Source organism: Candidatus Thorarchaeota archaeon (genome assembly GCA_013388835.1).
Lineage (GTDB): Archaea > Asgardarchaeota > Thorarchaeia > Thorarchaeales > Thorarchaeaceae > JACAEL01.
Window position 1 is genome coordinate 1 of record JACAEL010000058.1, and the last position, 18,334, is coordinate 18,334.

General features: G+C 54.3%; 17 protein-coding genes. 6 read left to right on the forward strand and 11 right to left on the reverse strand.

Annotated elements, in window-relative coordinates; genetic code table 11:
* Positions 1-238, reverse strand: a 238-nt coding sequence (locus HXY34_10095; protein ID NWF96477.1) for a hypothetical protein, incomplete at its 3' end; no start/stop codon positions are given.
* Positions 239-361: 123 nt separating this feature from the next.
* Here HXY34_10095 and HXY34_10100 point away from each other — a divergent pair.
* On the forward strand, positions 362-886 hold the full coding sequence (locus HXY34_10100; GenBank protein NWF96478.1) for a hypothetical protein: 525 nt from the start codon (positions 362-364) through the stop codon (positions 884-886).
* A gap of 161 nt (positions 887-1,047) precedes the next feature.
* On the opposite strand, the gene HXY34_10105 is transcribed toward HXY34_10100, so the two are convergent.
* From HXY34_10105 to HXY34_10115, 3 genes are read right to left on the reverse strand one after another with little or no spacing between them, the layout of a single operon-like run.
* Complete coding sequence (locus HXY34_10105) at positions 1,048-2,346, reverse strand: NTP transferase domain-containing protein (GenBank protein ID NWF96479.1); 1,299 nt, start codon at positions 2,344-2,346, stop codon at positions 1,048-1,050.
* 55 nt (positions 2,347-2,401) lie between these two features.
* Positions 2,402-3,127 (reverse strand): alanyl-tRNA editing protein, encoded by a 726-nt coding sequence (locus HXY34_10110; protein NWF96480.1) that lies wholly within the window; start codon positions 3,125-3,127, stop codon positions 2,402-2,404.
* Between the two features lie 43 nt (positions 3,128-3,170).
* Complete coding sequence (locus HXY34_10115; protein ID NWF96481.1) at positions 3,171-3,668, reverse strand: hypothetical protein; 498 nt, start codon at positions 3,666-3,668, stop codon at positions 3,171-3,173.
* A gap of 395 nt (positions 3,669-4,063) precedes the next feature.
* Here HXY34_10115 and larB point away from each other — a divergent pair, with 395 nt between their 5' ends.
* Positions 4,064-4,861: a nickel pincer cofactor biosynthesis protein LarB gene (gene larB / locus HXY34_10120; GenBank protein NWF96482.1), complete on the forward strand. Its 798-nt coding sequence runs from the start codon at positions 4,064-4,066 to the stop codon at positions 4,859-4,861.
* On the opposite strand, the gene HXY34_10125 is transcribed toward larB, so the two are convergent.
* Positions 4,848-5,978, reverse strand: a complete 1,131-nt coding sequence (locus HXY34_10125; GenBank protein ID NWF96483.1) for a M20 family metallopeptidase — start codon at positions 5,976-5,978, stop codon at positions 4,848-4,850. The two genes, larB and HXY34_10125, sit on opposite strands and share 14 nt — an antisense overlap.
* 275 nt (positions 5,979-6,253) lie before the next feature.
* Between HXY34_10125 and HXY34_10130 the strand changes: the two genes are divergently transcribed.
* Positions 6,254-6,487 (forward strand): hypothetical protein, encoded by a 234-nt coding sequence (locus HXY34_10130; GenBank protein NWF96484.1) that lies wholly within the window; start codon positions 6,254-6,256, stop codon positions 6,485-6,487.
* A 131-nt stretch (positions 6,488-6,618) separates the two neighbouring features.
* Here the strand turns inward: HXY34_10130 and HXY34_10135 are convergent, their stop codons facing one another.
* Genes HXY34_10135 through dapA (HXY34_10145) form a run of 3 tightly spaced genes read right to left on the reverse strand, consistent with a single transcriptional unit; the run spans position 6,619 to position 9,835 of the window.
* Complete coding sequence (locus HXY34_10135; GenBank protein ID NWF96485.1) at positions 6,619-6,897, reverse strand: hypothetical protein; 279 nt, start codon at positions 6,895-6,897, stop codon at positions 6,619-6,621.
* A gap of 56 nt (positions 6,898-6,953) precedes the next feature.
* Positions 6,954-8,429, reverse strand: coding sequence for a 4-hydroxy-tetrahydrodipicolinate synthase (dapA, locus tag HXY34_10140; GenBank protein ID NWF96486.1), 1,476 nt, complete (start codon positions 8,427-8,429; stop codon positions 6,954-6,956).
* A 5-nt stretch (positions 8,430-8,434) separates the two neighbouring features.
* Complete coding sequence (dapA, locus tag HXY34_10145; GenBank protein NWF96487.1) at positions 8,435-9,835, reverse strand: 4-hydroxy-tetrahydrodipicolinate synthase; 1,401 nt, start codon at positions 9,833-9,835, stop codon at positions 8,435-8,437.
* A gap of 101 nt (positions 9,836-9,936) precedes the next feature.
* On the opposite strand from dapA (HXY34_10145), the gene HXY34_10150 reads away from it, so the two are divergent.
* Entirely contained in the window at positions 9,937-10,257 is a 321-nt protein-coding gene (locus HXY34_10150) for a divalent-cation tolerance protein CutA (GenBank protein ID NWF96488.1), read from the forward strand.
* A 36-nt stretch (positions 10,258-10,293) separates the two neighbouring features.
* On the opposite strand, the gene HXY34_10155 is transcribed toward HXY34_10150, so the two are convergent.
* The 3 genes from HXY34_10155 to HXY34_10165 form a co-directional block, all read right to left on the reverse strand.
* Positions 10,294-12,738 carry a hypothetical protein gene (locus HXY34_10155; GenBank protein ID NWF96489.1) on the reverse strand — a complete coding sequence of 815 codons (2,445 nt, stop codon included), beginning with the start codon at positions 12,736-12,738 and terminating at the stop codon, positions 10,294-10,296.
* A 4-nt stretch (positions 12,739-12,742) separates the two neighbouring features.
* Positions 12,743-15,343, reverse strand: a complete 2,601-nt coding sequence (locus HXY34_10160) for a hypothetical protein (GenBank protein ID NWF96490.1) — start codon at positions 15,341-15,343, stop codon at positions 12,743-12,745.
* 220 nt (positions 15,344-15,563) lie between these two features.
* Entirely contained in the window at positions 15,564-16,511 is a 948-nt protein-coding gene (locus tag HXY34_10165) for an MBL fold metallo-hydrolase (GenBank protein NWF96491.1), read from the reverse strand.
* Positions 16,512-16,787: 276 nt separating this feature from the next.
* Between HXY34_10165 and HXY34_10170 the strand changes: the two genes are divergently transcribed.
* Together HXY34_10170 and HXY34_10175 are read left to right on the forward strand one after the other, a co-directional pair.
* Positions 16,788-17,807, forward strand: coding sequence for a hypothetical protein (locus HXY34_10170; protein NWF96492.1), 1,020 nt, complete (start codon positions 16,788-16,790; stop codon positions 17,805-17,807).
* A complete protein-coding gene (locus HXY34_10175; GenBank protein ID NWF96493.1) occupies positions 17,804-18,301 on the forward strand; it encodes a GIY-YIG nuclease family protein in 498 nt (165 codons plus the stop codon). The genes HXY34_10170 and HXY34_10175 overlap by 4 nt, the downstream gene beginning before the upstream one ends.
* Positions 18,302-18,334 lie beyond the last annotated feature (33 nt).

Below are 18,334 nucleotides of genomic sequence, written 5' to 3' on the forward strand. Positions count from 1 at the left end.
CAACAAGACCCCCATCACGAACATATGGCACAATGGTGCCTTCTGCTTCCTTTTCCCGAAGGATTCTGCGAACCGTGCTCATGCGGAGATTGAACTTGTTGGCCAAGTCATACTCTGTGATTGACCTTGCCTTGCTGATGTATTGATCAAGTTCTGCCAGAGTCTCCTTTCTTGGAATAGCATCTCGCACAATCTTGTCGGTCTTTGTGGCGGTCTTTCCCCACTTCTTCTTGCTCAAGTTTCAACTACTCTCCTAGCTGCTTCTGCCGGGGTCAGAGGCCAGCTGACAGAGCTTCACTTTTAAAGATGCTCATGAAGCGAAGAACATTCAGTCGGACTTCAGGAAGCGAGGTCATCACATATGCAGTCGAAAGCAAGAAGCGCCACTCAATTGCTCTCTCAGCTGAGGGACTTGGCCTACGCCGACCTCAGAAACTGGCAATTGAACCTCGGATGGGGAAGACTCAATGCCTTCGCTCATGTCTCATGGACTGATGAGATACTCAGACTGAAACTCAACGTCATTGTGAAGCGGTGGCCAGAGCCTGCTCTGGTGGGGCTCCTCGCTCACGAACTCAGCCATCCTGCAGCCGGTCCTGATGGCGTACATGAGAGGACGACAGACATCGATGTTGTGAGACGAGGTGTCGGAGCATATCTTGCGTTCGAGAGAGCATTCGTGCGTAGATACGAAGATCAACTGGTCGGTCGAGGTGACTATTATCTGGGATACCGGCGCCTCAGGAGTCTGCTTCTGCCAGACGAAACTGAGGACTTGGACATGCTACTGCGCCATTTTCGACTCATCCCGAGGAGAGTGCGTCTGGTGGCGAGGCTGCATCACGACTCGATTGGTACTCTTGAAACGAACACCGTTCGTTGTTAGCGCGAGGAAGTTAGGGCACAGGTATCCTGTTCCGTTTAGCCGATGATAAGGTAGGCAAGAGCTGTCCAGACGAGTGGTCATGTCCACATAGGGACCTGATACTCATAGCGGGTCGTGTGGAGCCATCACAGATTGCGACTACGCATTGGCACCGAGGGCCCCTAGGGACAGGACTCGGTGCTCTTGAGGTCGCTGATGTTGAGCCGCATCTCAACAGAAACCATGCTATTTGGCGGGATGTCCCTATCGATGATGCATCCTGGCGAGATAATGCTATTCTCTCCAATCCTTGTTGTAGGATAGATGGAGCTGTTCACGCCTACTACAACATTGTCTCCGATTATGGCTCCAAACTTGGCGAGAGGAATCTGTACCGATTTGTCCCCATATGTGAAGGCCAGGGGCTTTCTTCCAGGTCGCCAGTTCCACATCTGGGACCCTGCCTCTATGCAAGAGTCAGCTCCGATGATAGAGTCTGCAACATAAGTCATTCGGCCTATGTTGACCCTGTCGAAGATCATGCTGTTCCGGGTCTCCACTGCGTAGCCAAGATGCACACCATCGCAGAGGCATGCGTAGTCGCGTACAAGTGAGTTGTTACCGATGTAGACACGCTTTCCGATATAGACAGGTCCTCTGAGAGTAGTACCCGGACGGACTATGCTGCCTTCACCGATATACACTGGACCTTCGAGGACCACATTCTTGTGAAGCTCTGCAGACTCGGCTATGAAGGTACCCTTTCCTTTCAGAAGCCTATCCAACACCATCCGGTTTGCCTTGAGAAGGTCCCAAGGCCAAGTGAACTCAGCCCAGTCCTTCTCCCAGACGGTCGCAGCAACTTTTCGCCCCTTCTCAATCATCTTCGCAATTGCAGACTCCATGGTCCTCTGCTCTACGAGCATATCAAGAATCTCAGAAGAGAATACGCTCACCCCTGCCACCGCGTAGTTACTGACATACCTCTCTGGGCCGCCCTTCTCTACTAGGGCCTCTACTGTGCCATGTCTGCCAATCCGGACAGTGCCGAACTGCTCGGGATTCGACACCAACGTGACGAGCATATTCACATCCGAACCCTGAGTCGTGTGGTTGTTCAGTGTACGGGCCACCATCTCAGGTTCCACAAGAACATCACCATTGACAAGAAGAAACTCCTGTTCTCCGCCCAACTCATCGCGCGCAGTCAGTATCGCGTTCTCGACTCCCAGTTGTTCGTTCTGCAGGATGTAACGCAGGTGCACACCATAGTCGCTGCCCTGTTGAAATGTGTCCAGAATCGCCTCGCGCCCGTGGCCGACAACGACCGCGATATCACGAATCCCATTTTCTCTCAGACTGTCGAGGATATATGCAAGAAGGGGTCTTCCAGCAATCATGAGCATGGCCTTGGAACGGTTCGAAGTGATGGGGCGTAGACGATTTCCACGGCCAGCAGTGAGAACGAGGGCTTTCATCATGGTTCATCTCGACATGGGCTTAATGGTGCAATAAAGGTTTAGTTAGAAGAGCCAATCATGTGCTGAGTGTGAAGTAGATTCGTTGTTTTCCAGCACCCACGTTCTTCGTCTTGCCAAGTCGCATCCTGCCAATCTCGGAGGTGTTGGCCACATGAGTACCTGCACATGATGAAGCATCCCAGTCACCTATTGTCACTATCCGGAATTCACGTACATGTGCAGGGACCATCTCAAGGTAGCGCGACTGGTACCCATGCTCTTGCAGATAAGACACGGCTTCCGCGCGCGGCATGAACTGAATCCGGACTGGAAGACCCCTTGACAGTATCTCGTTGACGCTGGCTTCTATCTGTGACTTCAGTGTGTCAGGAATGTCGTTGATTGGAGAGAAGTCCGCCCGGCTCTCTCCCGGCCTTATCTGATTGCCGACTGTTTCGAGGCCATGCTCAACCTGCATGAACCTTGACAGCACATGCTGAGCCGTGTGATATCTCATGCATTCATATCGCCATGACCAGTCCACCACACCTCGTACAGTCGTTGAGGCAGACAGGGGTCTGGAGCCCTCAATGATATGACGGACTTGGCCTTCTTGGCGTCTGGTGTCTATGACATGTAGCTCAGTTGCGCCCTGCAACAGCCGGCCCCGGTCACCAGGCTGACCACCGCCCTCAGGATAGAAGGCAGTACGGTCGAGCACAATGTACGATGGAGTGGACTCCAGTACTGTCGCATCAAACTCGCGCAGATAGTTGTCCTTCATGTGCAGGAGCTCGGTCACTCGTCAATCCCTCTGATAGCCCGCCACTCTAACCACTCGTATTCTAGCCAGTCCCTCTTGTCCGCACCCATTCTTCCTTTGCGATTCGCTTCGCCTCTTCAAGCCTAGATGCGATGGCACCAAAGTCTGCTGTGTCAGCAGCTGCGTCTACAAGGTCTTCTACTTCAGACTCAGACTCTGCCTCGCTGATACCAGACAGCATGGCCTCAATCATGGACTCATCGACATGCAGTTCTCGGAGAAAGACTGCAAACGGCGCATACGAAGTCGGCATGGCAGAACCTGTGCCTTCCGCCACTTTCAGTCCGGCCGATTCCATCGATGCTCTGAAGATGTCTGCAATCACCTCACGGCGTGTCCTCACATGCGGCAGATCCAAGGGCTTTCCCTTCTTCGCCGCAGAAGCCAGCCGATCCAGCTCTCGAAGCAGAGAGACCTTCTTCTCGCCAGCCCGGCGGCCAAAGACAAAACCGATGGTGATCAAGAGTAGGCTTCCTGAAACTAGATCTGTCAGTCCGACCATCTGGATTAGCACGAGCAATCTCCTCTCTATGCAGATATCACAAGCTCGCGCACGCTATTAACTCATGTGGACGTGCCATAGATGGGGAGAACTAGCGACCTCCAGAACGAGCATGAGACACGTCAAGCGTGAGTCCTTAACACAACAGAAGCAGTCTTCATGAATTCCGTAGAGCTCGCTGCTCAGCAGATCCCAGCATTCCGCAGTGGTCATGGCTGGCTTCGACGGCTCGTAGGACAGGTGAGGGAGGTGGACAACAATGTACCACAGACGGACGTGACGGGTCTTGGGAGTTTGAAGCCACACGCATCAGGCATCTGAGCGTGACGTTAGACTCTGAACCACCAGCTTTAAGGTGATACAACCAGAGTGATGGTCGCGACGGGTGATGAAAAGTGAACCCCATACTCAGGATACTCGAAGACCTGGTTTCGGGTAGAATATCCACAGAGGAGGCAGAAAGGCTCATTCGTGCCAGAGATGCGGAGAGACTCGGTGAGTTCGCTGTGCTCGACTTGCAAAGGCAAGAACGCACCGGTGTCCCGGAAGTCATCTTAGCTGAGTGGAAGGACGAGAGTCATCTGGTGAGTATTGCTGAAACAGTGGTCAAGAGGAATGGTTTCGCACTGCTGACAAGGGTCAGTAGGTCCAAGCGTGACAGGATTCTGGAGGAACTTAGTCATCTGAGATACGAGGTTTCAGGCTCGGGAGACCATCTGACCATGCTTCTACACTCATCTGACTGGTCTCCTCCCCAGAGGGCAGGACGTATCGCGGTCATGACAGCGGGAACGTCGGACAAGCCCTATGCAGACGAGGTGAAAGCCACCGCCGAAGTAATGGGTGTCGAGGTCGTCACATTTCGCGATGTCGGAGTAGCGGGGATTCACAGACTGCTTGAGCCACTGGCGACCATTGCGAAGATGGATGTGGATGCACTGGTGGTCTTGGCTGGCATGGAGGGTGCACTTCCTACCGTTGTGGCGTCATTGGTCGACTTGCCGGTCATAGGGCTCCCTGTACCCACAGGTTACGGTCTTGGAGGCAAAGGAAAGACTGCACTGGCGTCCATGCTTCAGTCGTGCGTGCCGGGCCTTGCGGTAGTCAATATTGGCAACGGCGTCGGAGCTGGCGCATTGGCCGCACTCATCGCCAAGAGATGTGCACGGTACAGGAAACGAGAGGACCAGTCACAGACTAGTCAGTGTTGAAGTGGCGCGCAATGTCGAGGTACACATCGACGGCGAGTGGGAGCTCTGACAGCTCTATGAACTCATCTGGTTGGTGAGCCTGCTCAATCCGCCCGGGGCCGCATATCACATTAGTAATGCCAATCTTGGGTTGCAACACGGAGCAGTCAGTTCCAAAGGTCGATGCACGCGGATGTGGTGTGCGTCCAGTGACACGTTGCACAGACTCTAGGCTCGCGGTGACAATCTCAGATTCTATTGGGGTCACCACTGCAGGCTTCCCGTGCATGTACTCGACCTTAACACGGTCTGCGAGCCCAGCTGCCTCAAGCTTTGTTCGCATCTCTTCCATCACAGACTCCAGATCCTGACCCCTGACAGTCCGCATGTCAAGTAGTGCTTCGCAGTGGTCGGGAACAATGTTGATCTTGAGTCCACCTCTTATCATACCAACGCTGAAAGTGGGAGCACCCATGAGGTCATCAAGCTCATAGTAGTAGTCGGTGTCCAGCGCGGAGATTGCTTCTGCGCACAGCCGTATTGCATTGACACCATCTTCTGGTCTGGAGCCGTGGGCAGCCCTGCCTCTTGCGGTCAGTCTTGTCCAGAGCATTCCCTTCTCACCTACCAGTACATCCAAGCCCGTCGGTTCAGCACAGACACCGAACCGAACTCCCTGTAGTAGACCGCTCTTCGCCACTTCTTCCGCTCCCGAACACCCACTCTCTTCGTCGGATGTCGCAAGCATCAACAGTGGGACATGACTCTTGGTCTCGGAATACAGTATCATGGTCTCTGTGAGCGCAGCAAGAGGGCCCTTCATGTCGCATGCGCCTCTGCCGTAGAGACGACCGCCCTCGATCTCCGAGCCAAAGGGGTCATGCGCCCAGCTATCACGCGGCCCTGCCGGTACAGTGTCCATGTGCCCGTGAAGCACCAGAGGACCTTTGCTGCCTTCATGGGTCGAAAAGATGAGATTCGGTCTGGCGGAGGGACCAACAGCTACGCAACTTATGCCATATGACTCGAGGTGGTCTCGGAGGACCTTCGCCACGTCTGCCTCTCCACCGGGGGGACTCTCTGAGTTTGTAGCAATGAGATCTCTCAGAAGTCCAAGCATCCGTTTCTCATCGGTCATATTAGCTCGGATGCAGTGTTCAATTTGGGGCTAAGAATCTTGTGCGAAGCACTTTTATCGAGTGAGGGTGCATCTCCGTGACACGGTCGATGAGGCAGTTACCCCTGTCCGAGCACAAGGCGATGACGACCTAAGAGCAGGCTGAGACCGACCATTAGCCGTGCAGAACAAAGATGGGCTGAAACCTGCCCCCAGACCGATGGGGGGTCCCGATTGCTGTAGACATCTCATCCCCTTTGCCCCTTGGACCAGCACCTGATGGTACGGACTCCACATTGAGAACAAACCCAGTGCGCTTCATGCTCAATGAGAACCATCGACTGGGACAAGTCCCCAAGGGTACTGTGTTTCCCACAATGCTTCCCATGACGCAGCTCTTCAGCCTCATCAATATGGACCTCTTGAGGGAGATTGTGCAGGTTTCAGCCACATGCATCACCAGAGATGCACACGCACGGGACATCGCTCTCCGTGCGTGTCCAACGTATTCTCCTTCGCAGTATATATAGGTGGACTCTGACTTGAACCCACTCTGTTGGCTTCAAGGGCTGTCAATTCAATGAATTCATGAGATTCTCGTCAAGATAGCGCACACAAGAAGAAGAACGCAAACAACACGGACTCGCACGGATAGATGGGCTTAACTTTCGAACATTCCACCACTCTCACTGGAGCGGCAAGACTTGAGAGGAACATATGGCCGAGCGACGATTGTGCCGTTTTTCTTGGAGAAGACTACCTTCTGTTTCTCGATGTCAAGCACCATTTCCTCACCCTCCTCAATCATCTCGCCAAAACCACCCCTAAGCAGGCTCTCAACAATCCGGTCTAGCGATTCTCTGTAGTCATCAGCCATAGACATCGCCTCTCTTCCGCATACTAGATTACCTGCTTGAGGCACAATTGTCCACTCTACCACGTGCAAAGCCAGCAGATAACCCTTGTCATTATCTACTCGGTCGCATGCTTGGCTTGCTAGGGGTCATACGCGAATGGATGGCGGGCAGAATCCCTGCGTGCAACAATCTCTTGCATCGACTGCCGACACTCGATTGCTCTTCGAAGGGCGAACCTGGTTGCCCGGAAGTTGTTGAGGTGGACACGTTTCCTGTTGATTGCCTTCGGGTGCACGAATACGTTCACAGACACCGCGATGTCAGGGATCAACTCTTGCGGCAATATCTGGTCTGTCACAGTCCTCTTTATTGCATCAACAACGCCCTTCTGTGCATCCTCGTACACAATCTTCCTGTGCGTCTCGTCGGTGATGGTCACTGTCGGAGAGAATACTGTAGTGACTTCCAAGTCCTTGATTATGTGAGACGGGTGGAAGCCCTCAGAGATGACGTCTGCAGCCTCAAGCGCCGTGCGGATGGGACCGGTCTTGATACCCAGCACAAGATCCACATGAGCCACCTCAAGGCCCTCTCCGGCAAGAGCTTCGCCATGAAGGAGCGTGAGATCTGGAATCTCGTCCGGCACAATCCCGACTGCCTTTGGATACGCTTCAGCCACCAGAGACCGTCCGCCCATCCTGTAGGTCACTGGACCTCTGGGAATCAGCTGGAGGTCTTCAAGGCTGGCTCTGAGCTCGTCCATGTCGTCGTAGGTCAGGACGTCGCCCTCAAGAAGCGGGGGTCGCGCAAGACCTACAGGAATGCCCATCATGTTCAGAGCTGACTTGACAGCTAGCCCGCCGCCACGGTTCACAATCAGACGTACTGTACGCTGTATGCTCCTCTGGATTATGATTGCCTCTTTGAGGTCCCCTTGGGCCAAGGCCGCCTGCATCTTGATGTACCGATTGGGAAACAGGTTGGCACTGGCTAGGATTGCTCCATCACATCCACTTGCAAGTGCAGGAAGCGCCACCTCATCGTGGCCTATGAGGACTTGGAAGTCCTCGGGCTTGCGTACTAGGATTGTAGTGAGGTTCACCATGTCGCCGCTTGAGTCCTTTAGACCGGCGATACCATCAATCTCCCGAAGTCCGTCGAGAAGCCTCCAGTCAAGCATCACCCCCGTGACTTGCGGTATGTTGTAGAGGTATATCGGGATCTCACTATTCGCTGCGACCTTCTCGTAGTGCTCGTATACCTCTCGAGTGGAGGGCTTGATGAAGTATGGTGACACGACGAGTGCAGCACTGGCGCCAAACTCCGCGGCCCGGTGAGTGAGCTTTATTGCATCCATCGTATAGGGGGCACCTGTACCAGCCATGACCGGGACCCTTCCTTTCGCAGCCTCGCATGCAATCCTGATGGCCTCGACCTTCTCGTCAAAACGCATACTGGTAAACTCCCCGGTTGTTCCGCACGGAACAATCCCGGTTGCGCCAGCCTTTATCACGTAGTCAATCAGACCACGATACTGTGCTTCGTTGACTCCGTTCTCATCAAAGGGGGTCACGAGCGCTGGATAGACACCTTTGAAACGATACTCGCTGCTCATTGACTTCACCTCCAGACCTGGGACAGTGCCAATGACACTGCTTCCCGTGCGGATGCGGTAAGCATCCGACGATCTCGCATGTTCAAATCCACGTCGATTGCCATTACGATGACCTTGTGTTCAACATCCTGAGCAGGAATGAGTCCCCGCGCGAGATGGTCGGCCACGGCCTTGGCAGCACCAGACTGCACAGGACCGTAGAACAAGGAGGCCTGCCGCATTGATGCTATCGGTCTTGCAGGAACCATTATGCTGCTCGGACGCACTGCAAGATTGGGCTCCAGAATCACAGTCAGAGCCTCATGACCAATCTTGGGCCGGGCCAGTAGCCTCACAAAGGCCAGTCCCAGACTGCTGTCCTTCGGCCCCACGGCGATGGAAACAGAAACCGCATTGGAAACGCCCTTACCATAGGACACGCCTTGGGTAGCAGAGAACTCAACCCCCAGAGTCGGCATCAGCTTCATGATGTCAAGAGCCTTGTCCAGAGGGGTGCTCTTCATCTTCTCGACAAGTCCCAGCTTCTCCAGCTCAACTCCAATCTCATCGCGCAGCTCAGGAGTCAGAGTGCCGCCGGTGTCGAGAGGAAGGCGCGACTTCCCCGCCTTGATGCCCATCATTCTCAGTGCAGCCTTCACAGGAGGAGCGCCTCCATTCCGGGTTATGATTCTGCTCAGAGTCTGCACAGAGTGCTGAAGGCTGGCAGCCTCTTTCATCTTGCCGGCCTTGACATGCTCCATTATCTTCAGCCATATGTGGGGAATGACGTTCGCAGACGCGAGAATGGCTGCCTTTGCCCCTGCAGAGATAGCAGACAGGAAACACTCATCATGACCAATTAGCACGGGGATCTTGTTGCCAACCTTCTGAATGAGTTCCAATACGTGCGGGATGCTGCCGCTGCTGTCCTTGATTCCCACGATGTTGTCCAGCTCTGCAAGGTCCTCGACCAGTGATGAACTGAGGACGCCAAGCGTACATTGAGGAATGTTGTAAAGTATGACAGGCAGGTCGCCCCTTCTTGCTACGGCCTCGTAGTGTTCATAATAGCCTTTGTCCGTGGGTCTAAGATAGTAGGGCGATACCACAAGTGCGGCGTCACATCCGACGTCGGCCGCGTACTTTGTCAGGGCAATCGTGGCCTGAGTGCTGTTCTGGCCCGTTCCAGCAATCACGGGGACTCGACCGTCAGTGAACTCCACACAGAGTTTCAGGAGGCGCTTGCGCTCCTCAGTACGCATGTAGACGAACTCTCCGGTCGTACCGGCCGGGACCACTCCGGTTGCTCCCTTGCTTATCGTGTAGTCAATTACCTGCTTGAAGCCTTCTTCAATCAAGTCGCCGTCTTTCGTGAACGGTGTGACTAGAGCGGGCATTACCCCTGATGGCTCGAATCTCTTGGTCATGGGAATCAGCTCGGCAACCGAAGGAAGGAAATCCACGTATATAAGTTCCGCAATACCGACTTGCGCAAGATGAATATGAATGACCGTGTCAGATCCCAAACATGGAAGAATATGTCATAGCAATCACCACCTGTACGGAGTCAGAGGCCGATCGTCTTGCAAATGCGCTCATCCAAAGTCGTACATGTGCGTGTGTCAATGCCATAAGGGGAGTGACTAGCACCTACTACTGGAGAGGTGCGCTTCAGTGTGAGAAGGAGTGCATATTGGTCATGAAGACGAGGCGTGAGCTCACGGACAGGCTATATCGCACGTTGAAGGACAACCACTCCTACGAGATTCCCGAGTTCATCGTCATTGGCATCCAGCAGGGCTCCCCGGAATACCTTGCTTGGCTCTCCGAGAGCACTCTCCATCACTAGGGAGTAATGCGTGGCTGCTACACTTGGTCTAGAGGTTCATCCTCTATCCGCACCGCGTGCTGCATATCTCAGCGACTCATTGAAGTACGTTCCAATGACTTCAGCAATCGCGGGTCCTACTACATAGTTGATGTCGCCGGGGAGAAGCGCACGGACGCTCGTCTTCGAGGTGATTTTCCCCCTGCGTTTGAGATTAGTCAGAACGCGCTGGACAATGCCACGAGCCTCCTCCCAAGTGCACGGCTTGGCTGTAGGACCAATCAGTCCACTCTTGATATCCGATATTGCACGCATGACAAAGACCGAGATGTTGTCAATATCATTCGATGAAGTGACGTTCGCCTTCCCGTGAATAGTACATGCATCAGTGCTGGGGGTATCACCGCAGACCTGACACACTGGTCGTCCTCTGTTCACGTTCACGTAAAAGGACAGCAGATTGGAACACTTTGAGTCATCGGCAGCACTCCATTCAAGACCCTTCGTCCCCACTCTTGAGATGGCCCTGAAGACGGTGTGCGCCTTGGTGTATATGAACAGGAGGACATCTAGGCTCTTCTTCCTGCTTTCCGCTGCGGCCGCCTCCTCACGCTTCATATCAAGCATAAACTCCTCCTTGGCCAATATCTCACGTCGCTGTGTCCTGAGGAACCGATGCATCAGATCGTACGCAATCGCATAGTTGTCGAACTCGAGCCCGTCCAGCTTCAATGGTGAAGATACTACGCCCTCGAACACAGGACTCGGAGAGGTCTTCAGGTCTTCCGCCGCCACACTCATCTTCGTGGAAGACAGCCGAGCGTGCATCCAGCCGACAATCGTGGGGGCGTCAAGCGTGGGATGTATACACTTCATCTCATAGATTCGCATCGCCATCAGATCAATCAGCACCTCCTCACGCAGATACTGAAACTCCGACTGGGCCTCCGTGTATATGGTCTTCAGAAGCGCCTTGCCTCGGAGCAGGTCCTGTTTCGAGCGAATGTAGGTTTCCACGACTCTCGTCAGGTTGGTCAGGAGACCAATCATGAGGTGCCACACAAGGTCAAGCTTGAGGGCGACTGCGGTTTCATCGTGCAGTCTCCGCTGAGACATCTCAGATGCCGAAGTGGGACCAAGGTCGCCTAGTCCACCCGCCTGCACCATCTTTCGAGTCTCTATCAGCTGCACGACTTCCTCGGGGCTGGGAACGCGTGTCTTCTTCTGCAGCTCGTCAAGGACCTGTTTCTCAATTCCCAGGAGGCCTCTGCGGTCCTTTGTGAGCAGCTCCACAGTGATCTTGTCGAGTTCTTCAGACCGGAGGCCGCGAGCTTTCAACATGCCCTTTACAGGCCGCTCAAGTGTCTCTTCCAGCTTCTCGAGAGTCTTGAGCGAGCGTTCAATCGCCTCCAGTTCTTCTCTGCTTCTGCCTTCGCCCGGCGCGGACTCTGGTCTTGCTTCCTCCTTGTGGCGCAAGACCGTGACAAGGTCCGCAGGGTTTCTAATGCCCCCAGTACGCAAGGCAGACTGCACCTCTCCCGAGTCAATTCCGACCAAGATGCCAATCAACTCATTCACAGTCTTCGGGTTGGCCTCAATGAGTTGGGCGAGCTGCTCAGCGATGACATCGGACATACGTCGTTCAAAGTCATCGATTGTGGTCGGTGCCTCAAACTCGAGCTCGAGAGCCTCAATGACTGAGAGCTTCAACTCGTTGGCCAGACGGAAGGCGTCAATGTTCGGACGCAGTCTCGTGAACCGGTCCACTATCGCTGACGAGATCTCTCCGAGTGCCTTTGCATCGAGCGGAGGTCCTTCCTTGTGCTGTGTCTGATGAGTGAAGCGTCCTCGTGTCTTCACAATCAGCTTCTTGAGAATGCTCGTTTCAACGACCTCATGTTCATGCTCTCGGAGAAGCTCATCTCTGAGAGACATTGACGTTTCCTTGAGACCAGAGGCCTTGACATAGAGCTCCTTGCGCCACTCGTCGGCCCATCCAGTGATTATGCCAACCAAGTCCAGTACAGCGTTGGGTGAATAGTCCTTGGGAATCTTCCACACAACTTCAAGGACCTTTTCTGTGACACGAGTAATGAGATCGTGTTGCGACCCTGTGGGGCCGCCAGCCATGTCGCAGATGGCGATGTTGAACTCACAGGCCAGCCGTGCGACATGAAGCTCTTGGCTCTGCAAGTCTCCGAGAAGCTGACGAATCTCAAGCTCCAACTGCCGCCGTTCCTCTTTACCGACCTCATCCGTCTTCTGAGTGTCAAGCTCCTGCACCTCGGCCATACTGAGAAGGCGGACGCCCTGGTAGTTGTAGAGGTAGAAGCTTCCGAAGAACGACAGGATGTCTTCAAGGGGACGAGGATCCCCCAGCATCGAGGACACAAGCTGGCGGTCTCGGGGACTCCTCATGTGCGTTGCAAGTGCCTCTCTCAGAAGTGTTTCCCGTCCAGCCTCACTCATCTGTCGAGTCTTGAGCATCCATGAACTTGACATAGCATCACCTCAGGAAAGTGTCACCCACGGTGACTCGTATCTCGTCGCCACTGTACTCGTAGCTTACGAGGTACAACAGGCCGGGCGTATCCGGATTCGTCAGGTAGACTCGGGTCACTCTGGGAAGCAACCTGCTGAGACCTCGGACGACCGAGTTCATCACATATTCCATGAACCCGTTGGGAATCTCGACAGAAACCCGCGTCATGGCGGTGCTGGCCTCTGAGCTTAGTCGCTTGAGCTTCTCATGAAACTTGGACTCCATCTCTTCCTCCCTCTCGCCCATCTTCTCAATTCGTTCCGTGAGCAATGCAACAAGCTCCCGATAGTTCACGAGACTCTCCGGAGGCTGTGGTCTGGGAGGCATTGGCTGCTTCTCAAGGAGAGGGTGCTCGGCCTCGAGTCTGCGGGTTCTTGACTCCAGAGGCTCTGGAGGGGTGGGACGACTGATGTGCCTCTGAGTTGGCTCTTCGCCCGTGGGATGAAGCTGGAACTCCCTGAGTGCAGCCTCATAAGCACGCATCTCCGCTTGACAGGCTGCTTCTGTTTGACGTAGGAGTTCTTCCCGTCTTCGATTGTGTTGCTCTATTCTCGCATTCTTCTCCTCGACCTGTCTACACTCAGATTCCCATGCTGCAATGGTCTGAGCATACTCCGCCTCCAGCTTCGAGGTCTCGCTCTTCACACGGTCCACCATCGAGTGAGCTGACAAGCCAGTCCCGGCCTTCTCATGGACGTATTCTAGCAACATATGCAGACGGTCTCCCGCAGAATGTGTTTTCGAGAGTCTTATGCCCAGTTCCCGTGACCACATAGCAAGCTCACGTTTCCAGTCCTCAGACTGTTCAGGGCCGGACATCGAGATGGCATCAAGGACGGTTGTCAGCTCAAACCCAGAGGCCTGCATCACTTCTGTCAGGTTCGCTATGAAAGGCTTGGACAGCAGAGTGGCGGCAAGGTCTGGAACCACTTCGAAGACAATTCGCTCAAGCGAGCCTAGGAGTTCATTCAACGCCTCACCCCTCGGATTGAGGTGAGGTGTACTGCTGTCGGCAGACCCAAGACTGTGCGTTGCGATGATCTCGCTTCGGGCGATACTTGCAAGGTCCGCGAACTCAACAAGACTCCAGATATCAATCTTGGAGAAGACCCCTGCGACTTCGCTCAGTATCATTGACATTAGCTGCGGGAGGTCTCTCACTTCGACTCTCCTGAATGTGTTCCTAGCAAATACCGCGTTGAGTTGTGCTTGGAGTTCGTCATAGAACTTCTCAAAGAGCGTTCTATTGACCGCGTCGGTCTCTGACTGTAGCACCTCGTTTCTGAAGTCCTGAAGCGTCCCTGTCAGTGCATCCCTTGCTGCAGAGACATAGACGTACTGAACAAGCTCGCCAGCGTAGTAGCTTGCCACTCTCTTGACAAAAGCAAGAAAATACGAAACGACGCTTCCTAGTCGCCAAGCGCGCACTTCCGCATCAGAGGGGAACTGTCTTGTGATAGACGAGACCAAGACGTTCACCAGACCCTCTGCTAGCTCTCGGACAGACTTGTCCGCGGTGAGCATCTGTGGACTCCCCATCAGTGCCGCCCTGTGACCATCAATACTAAGGGTCTGGCCGGACTTCACATGCTGTTCACAGACCGAAGTCAATGTTGCGATGGACGCGTCCACAGTGTGCATCAACTTCTTGAGGGTGTCGGACATGACGCCTAGCTCACCGATGCTTATGGTGTTCCGACCCAATTGCCGGACCAGGAACTCGGTGATGGCACGGACCACTTCTGCTTCTTCCGGACTGTAGGCATACGTATTCAGTTCAGCCAAGATGGAATGTCCCAGTTCCGGAATGCGTTTCGATAGTATCTCAAGTCCGCTTGGGGTCAACACCCTCCGCTTGAAGTGTTCAATGACCTGTTTCTCATCGCCATGTGACTTGTCAAAGCTAAGCGACGTGCGACCCCGAACTTGTATCCCGGGAGGAAGAGTGGTAAAGTCCTCATAGTACTTGAGAGTGTAGGTCAACTGTCGGTCAACCGAATCCGACTTGAGCTGGAAGGAGTCCCATGAGGCCTGGAACCTGCGGTCCAGCAAGTCAACGAAGAAGACCCTGCTCAGACGATCATTGAACCTGCGCAGGACAGGAAGACCTTCTGATTCATAGGCGAGCCCGCTGTTCTCGACTGCAATCTCCACATCCGAGAGCTTCTTCGAGAGCACCCGGATGTACTCGTCAACCTTGAAGGGGTCAGCAACCCCTCTTTCCCAACTCAAGACACAGACCTGCGAGGACATCTTGCCGCTCGCACTACCCGTGACCACAAGCTGCTCTGGCAGGACCTCGGGGCCCGGAGTACGTTCAAGATCCCATTCCATCGAGAGAATGTCGAGGCCCTCCGATGCTCGCAGCGCATCTCGAATAGCAAACACAATCGGTGCCACGCTCATTGCCACAGTCTCAGAGTTCTGCTCCATCATGCTGCCAGAACCCACAGCTGAGCCGAGAGGGAATCCGCGACCGGTCATGGTGCCTACAATGGCAGCTGATGCCATGCGTATCGCTTCAGCCGTACTGGGGGTGATTACTCGTGTCCTGTCGGTACTCACTGCGTCAGCACATCCTGTTGTATGACTGTCTCCAGCCCAAAGGTCAGGAGTGATATCTTGAAGCCTAAGATGACAAACAACGCACACACCCACTATTGAATTTAGTCTAGACGGCTGTACAGTCGCGGACCGTACAGTGCTCCGAACCGTGTCAGTGACGACGCCTCACGGCACGACGCTGGTACAGGTGCTCAATCGGTCGTGATCGCTCCACATGCTCTCAGACTCGCTTCCAGACGCCCACTCCAGTCCTTCTTACGAGACCGGCCTTCTCCAGACTGGATAGAGCGACGCTGATAGTTGTCGGCAGTAGCCAGGCCATGCTGGTCGGTACTGGTATTCCTCGCCCCTCACTCATGTCGTACCGAAGCTGTTCGACGTCGGCATCTCCGCGAGCTGTGAGGTAAGCAAGAAGGACATCCTGAAAGTGCAAGACACTGTTTCTCGCCTCCTCGAACTGGAGACCGACATCGCTGAGAATGTGAGCCATGTCGTGTGCTGGAAGTAGAAACTCGGGCTTGAGAGAACTCAGCCTATCAAGTGCAGACATCTTCTTGGGAAGTGACCCGGTCATGTCAACATAGAACTTGCGTGGCTCGTTTGGGAAGTTGTTGACCTCATCACCAGAGAAGAGAATCTTGCGAGAAGAGTCATAGAACACACAATGTCCCGCCGAGTGTCCTCCAGTATGTATCGTCCTGAGAGCAACATCGCCTACTCGAATCTCCTCTCCGTCTCTCAGTAGGCGGTCCGGTGTCATCTCTCTGTAGTTGACCCTGAGAGGTCCACGCTCAACCTTCATTGCGAGCTTTCCCGCCGTATCAATCCACAGACGCTTCTCAACAAAGGACTGTGGGTCAGTCATGAGCTCCGCATCGGCTGAGTGAATCATCACCTGTGCTCCGGTAGCCTTCTTCAGACGAGCAGCGCCCCCAATGTGGTCAGGATGCCCATGCGTGCACAATATGGCGACTACATCATGCTTTGGATCCAGACCGAGACCACGTATTGCATCTGTCGTGAGGCTACCGGGGTCTCCTGCCGTCCCGGGATCAATGACCGCAACGTTGCCACTGTCAACAACAAGATAACTTGAGATGAAACCGAACTCATCCGCAAACTTGCCCTTGACGACATAGACCCCTGGGACAATCTCTGAAGCGCTCATTCTCTACAGGCCCCTTCACATCGAAGTGCTCATTGTTGGTCGGTAGTGTACAACAGAAGAGTGCTATCACTACCGACTCGCGGCACTGAGGACCACTCGAGGTCAGCAGGCTATCGGTCGACCTCGGGTGGAATCCGTGTACTCATGGCTATATAAGCGCCGCACATGACACATTCAAGCGAGTCCGACCTCTAGGCCCCCGTTGCGAACGCTTATGACTGCTAAGGGAATTGAAGTCTTGAGGTCAGGCCGCAAGTGGACCGTGTCTGTCTTACCATGCTGATTGCCGAGGTACGAGCAGGACTCAATTATGACAGGGGACTACAGCCCCGAGTCATAGAGCTCTACGAACATCCAGACCGGTCTCTACATGCAGTGGTTTCAGATAGAGCAGAGAAGAGCCTGTGCTTAGGTCCTGATGGTCGGATTGCCGCGGAGGTCGCCAAGAGACTCTCCAGAAGAGTGACGTTCCACAGTCAGGAAGACATACTGGTACGAAGGCATAGACTGACTCTCACAGAGGAGAGACTGAGGGAGGTTGCTGACACCTTGAATACCAATCAGCTCGCCTTCGCCGAAGCCCTCAGAACAATGATACGTGCAGAGACCGCGTTTCCCATGAGCCCTCCTGCAGAACTCGAACTGGGTCCAATGACTGATGCCGCTGTAGGTGTCGCTCTTTCAGGAGGTGTCGACAGCACAGCCGCTCTGCTGCTTGTCAGGAGGCTGGCAAGGGCACCACTCGCGCTGACAGTGGACCTCGGAACACGGTTCATGACCACTGCGGAACGAGAACATGTCATCTCCCTATCCCGCGCCCTCGGAGTCAAGCACGAGTTTGTACCTGCTCCCGCCGTGTGCACCAGTCTGCCGGAGAGAGTGTCACGAGGAGAGGTTCACCCCTGCGGCCAGTGTCATCAGGCCATACTCGAGAGTCTAGAGGATGAGGCGCACTCTCACGCCCTAGATGTACTCGTCACTGGAGAGACGCTGCCCACAGGACGATGTGCAGTTGCAGTCAAACGTGGGCTTATGATAGTTCATCTGCCAGCAGCGCTGGCCTTGTCCAAGTACACCACTGAACAGATGTGCGAACGGATCAACCTGCCTCGACAAAAGAGACAATTCGGGTGTCTTCTTCTTGCACAGGGCAATCACGAAAGATGGAACACCGTCGGACCGTCCATCTATAGAGTGCTGAGAGAGTTGGACGCTGGAGTCTTGACGACGGGCCAGGCTCTCGCGTATGTCAAGAATATCCTGAGGAACCGACACAAGACGACACACAGGGAGTGAGGACTCTGAAAGGTACATACCTGCTGGTAGTCGAGGTCCCGGAGTATCTCGAGGTCCCAGTCGGAACACTGGGAGTTGTATCTCTGGAGGCAGGCGAGTACGTGTACGTCGGCTCAGCAATGGGTAGTGGAGCCACAGACATCGAACATCGCGTGTCTCGGCACTTGAGAACACGGAAGACACTCTTCTGGCATATCGACTATCTTCTGAGCTCGACGGGAGCACCTCGTTCCGTCGTCGTGATAGAATCGGGGAGTCCCATTGAGTGCATGGTGTGCAAGATGCTCGCGTCAAGCACATCTTTCGAGTATGGACCAAGGGGCTTTGGTTCCTCGGACTGTTCAAGCGGATGCAGAGCGCATCTTCTCAGGCATACGGGAAAGGGCGAGCTCATGGTTGCGCTGATTACTGCCCTCGAAGGTCTTCACATCAGAAGGACAAACATGACCGCCCACGATGACAGCTGGCTCGTGTTCCGAGCTGTGCCTACCTAATAGGCAAACATTAATTGGGAGATGTCAGAGTCG

Bases quoted from the DNA above. Each gene is read 5' to 3' on its own strand.
- HXY34_10170 (NWF96492.1), top strand. From the start codon at position 16,788: ATGCTGATTGCCGAGGTACGAGCAGGACTCAATTATGACAGGGGACTA.
- dapA (NWF96487.1), bottom strand. From the start codon at position 9,835: ATGACCAAGAGATTCGAGCCATCAGGGGTAATGCCCGCTCTAGTCACA.
- HXY34_10105 (NWF96479.1), bottom strand. From the start codon at position 2,346: ATGATGAAAGCCCTCGTTCTCACTGCTGGCCGTGGAAATCGTCTACGC.
- HXY34_10155 (NWF96489.1), bottom strand. From the start codon at position 12,738: ATGTCAAGTTCATGGATGCTCAAGACTCGACAGATGAGTGAGGCTGGA.
- HXY34_10100 (NWF96478.1), top strand. From the start codon at position 362: ATGCAGTCGAAAGCAAGAAGCGCCACTCAATTGCTCTCTCAGCTGAGG.
- dapA (NWF96486.1), bottom strand. From the start codon at position 8,429: ATGAGCAGCGAGTATCGTTTCAAAGGTGTCTATCCAGCGCTCGTGACC.
- HXY34_10165 (NWF96491.1), bottom strand. From the start codon at position 16,511: ATGAGCGCTTCAGAGATTGTCCCAGGGGTCTATGTCGTCAAGGGCAAG.
- HXY34_10125 (NWF96483.1), bottom strand. From the start codon at position 5,978: ATGACCGATGAGAAACGGATGCTTGGACTTCTGAGAGATCTCATTGCT.
- HXY34_10150 (NWF96488.1), top strand. From the start codon at position 9,937: ATGGAAGAATATGTCATAGCAATCACCACCTGTACGGAGTCAGAGGCC.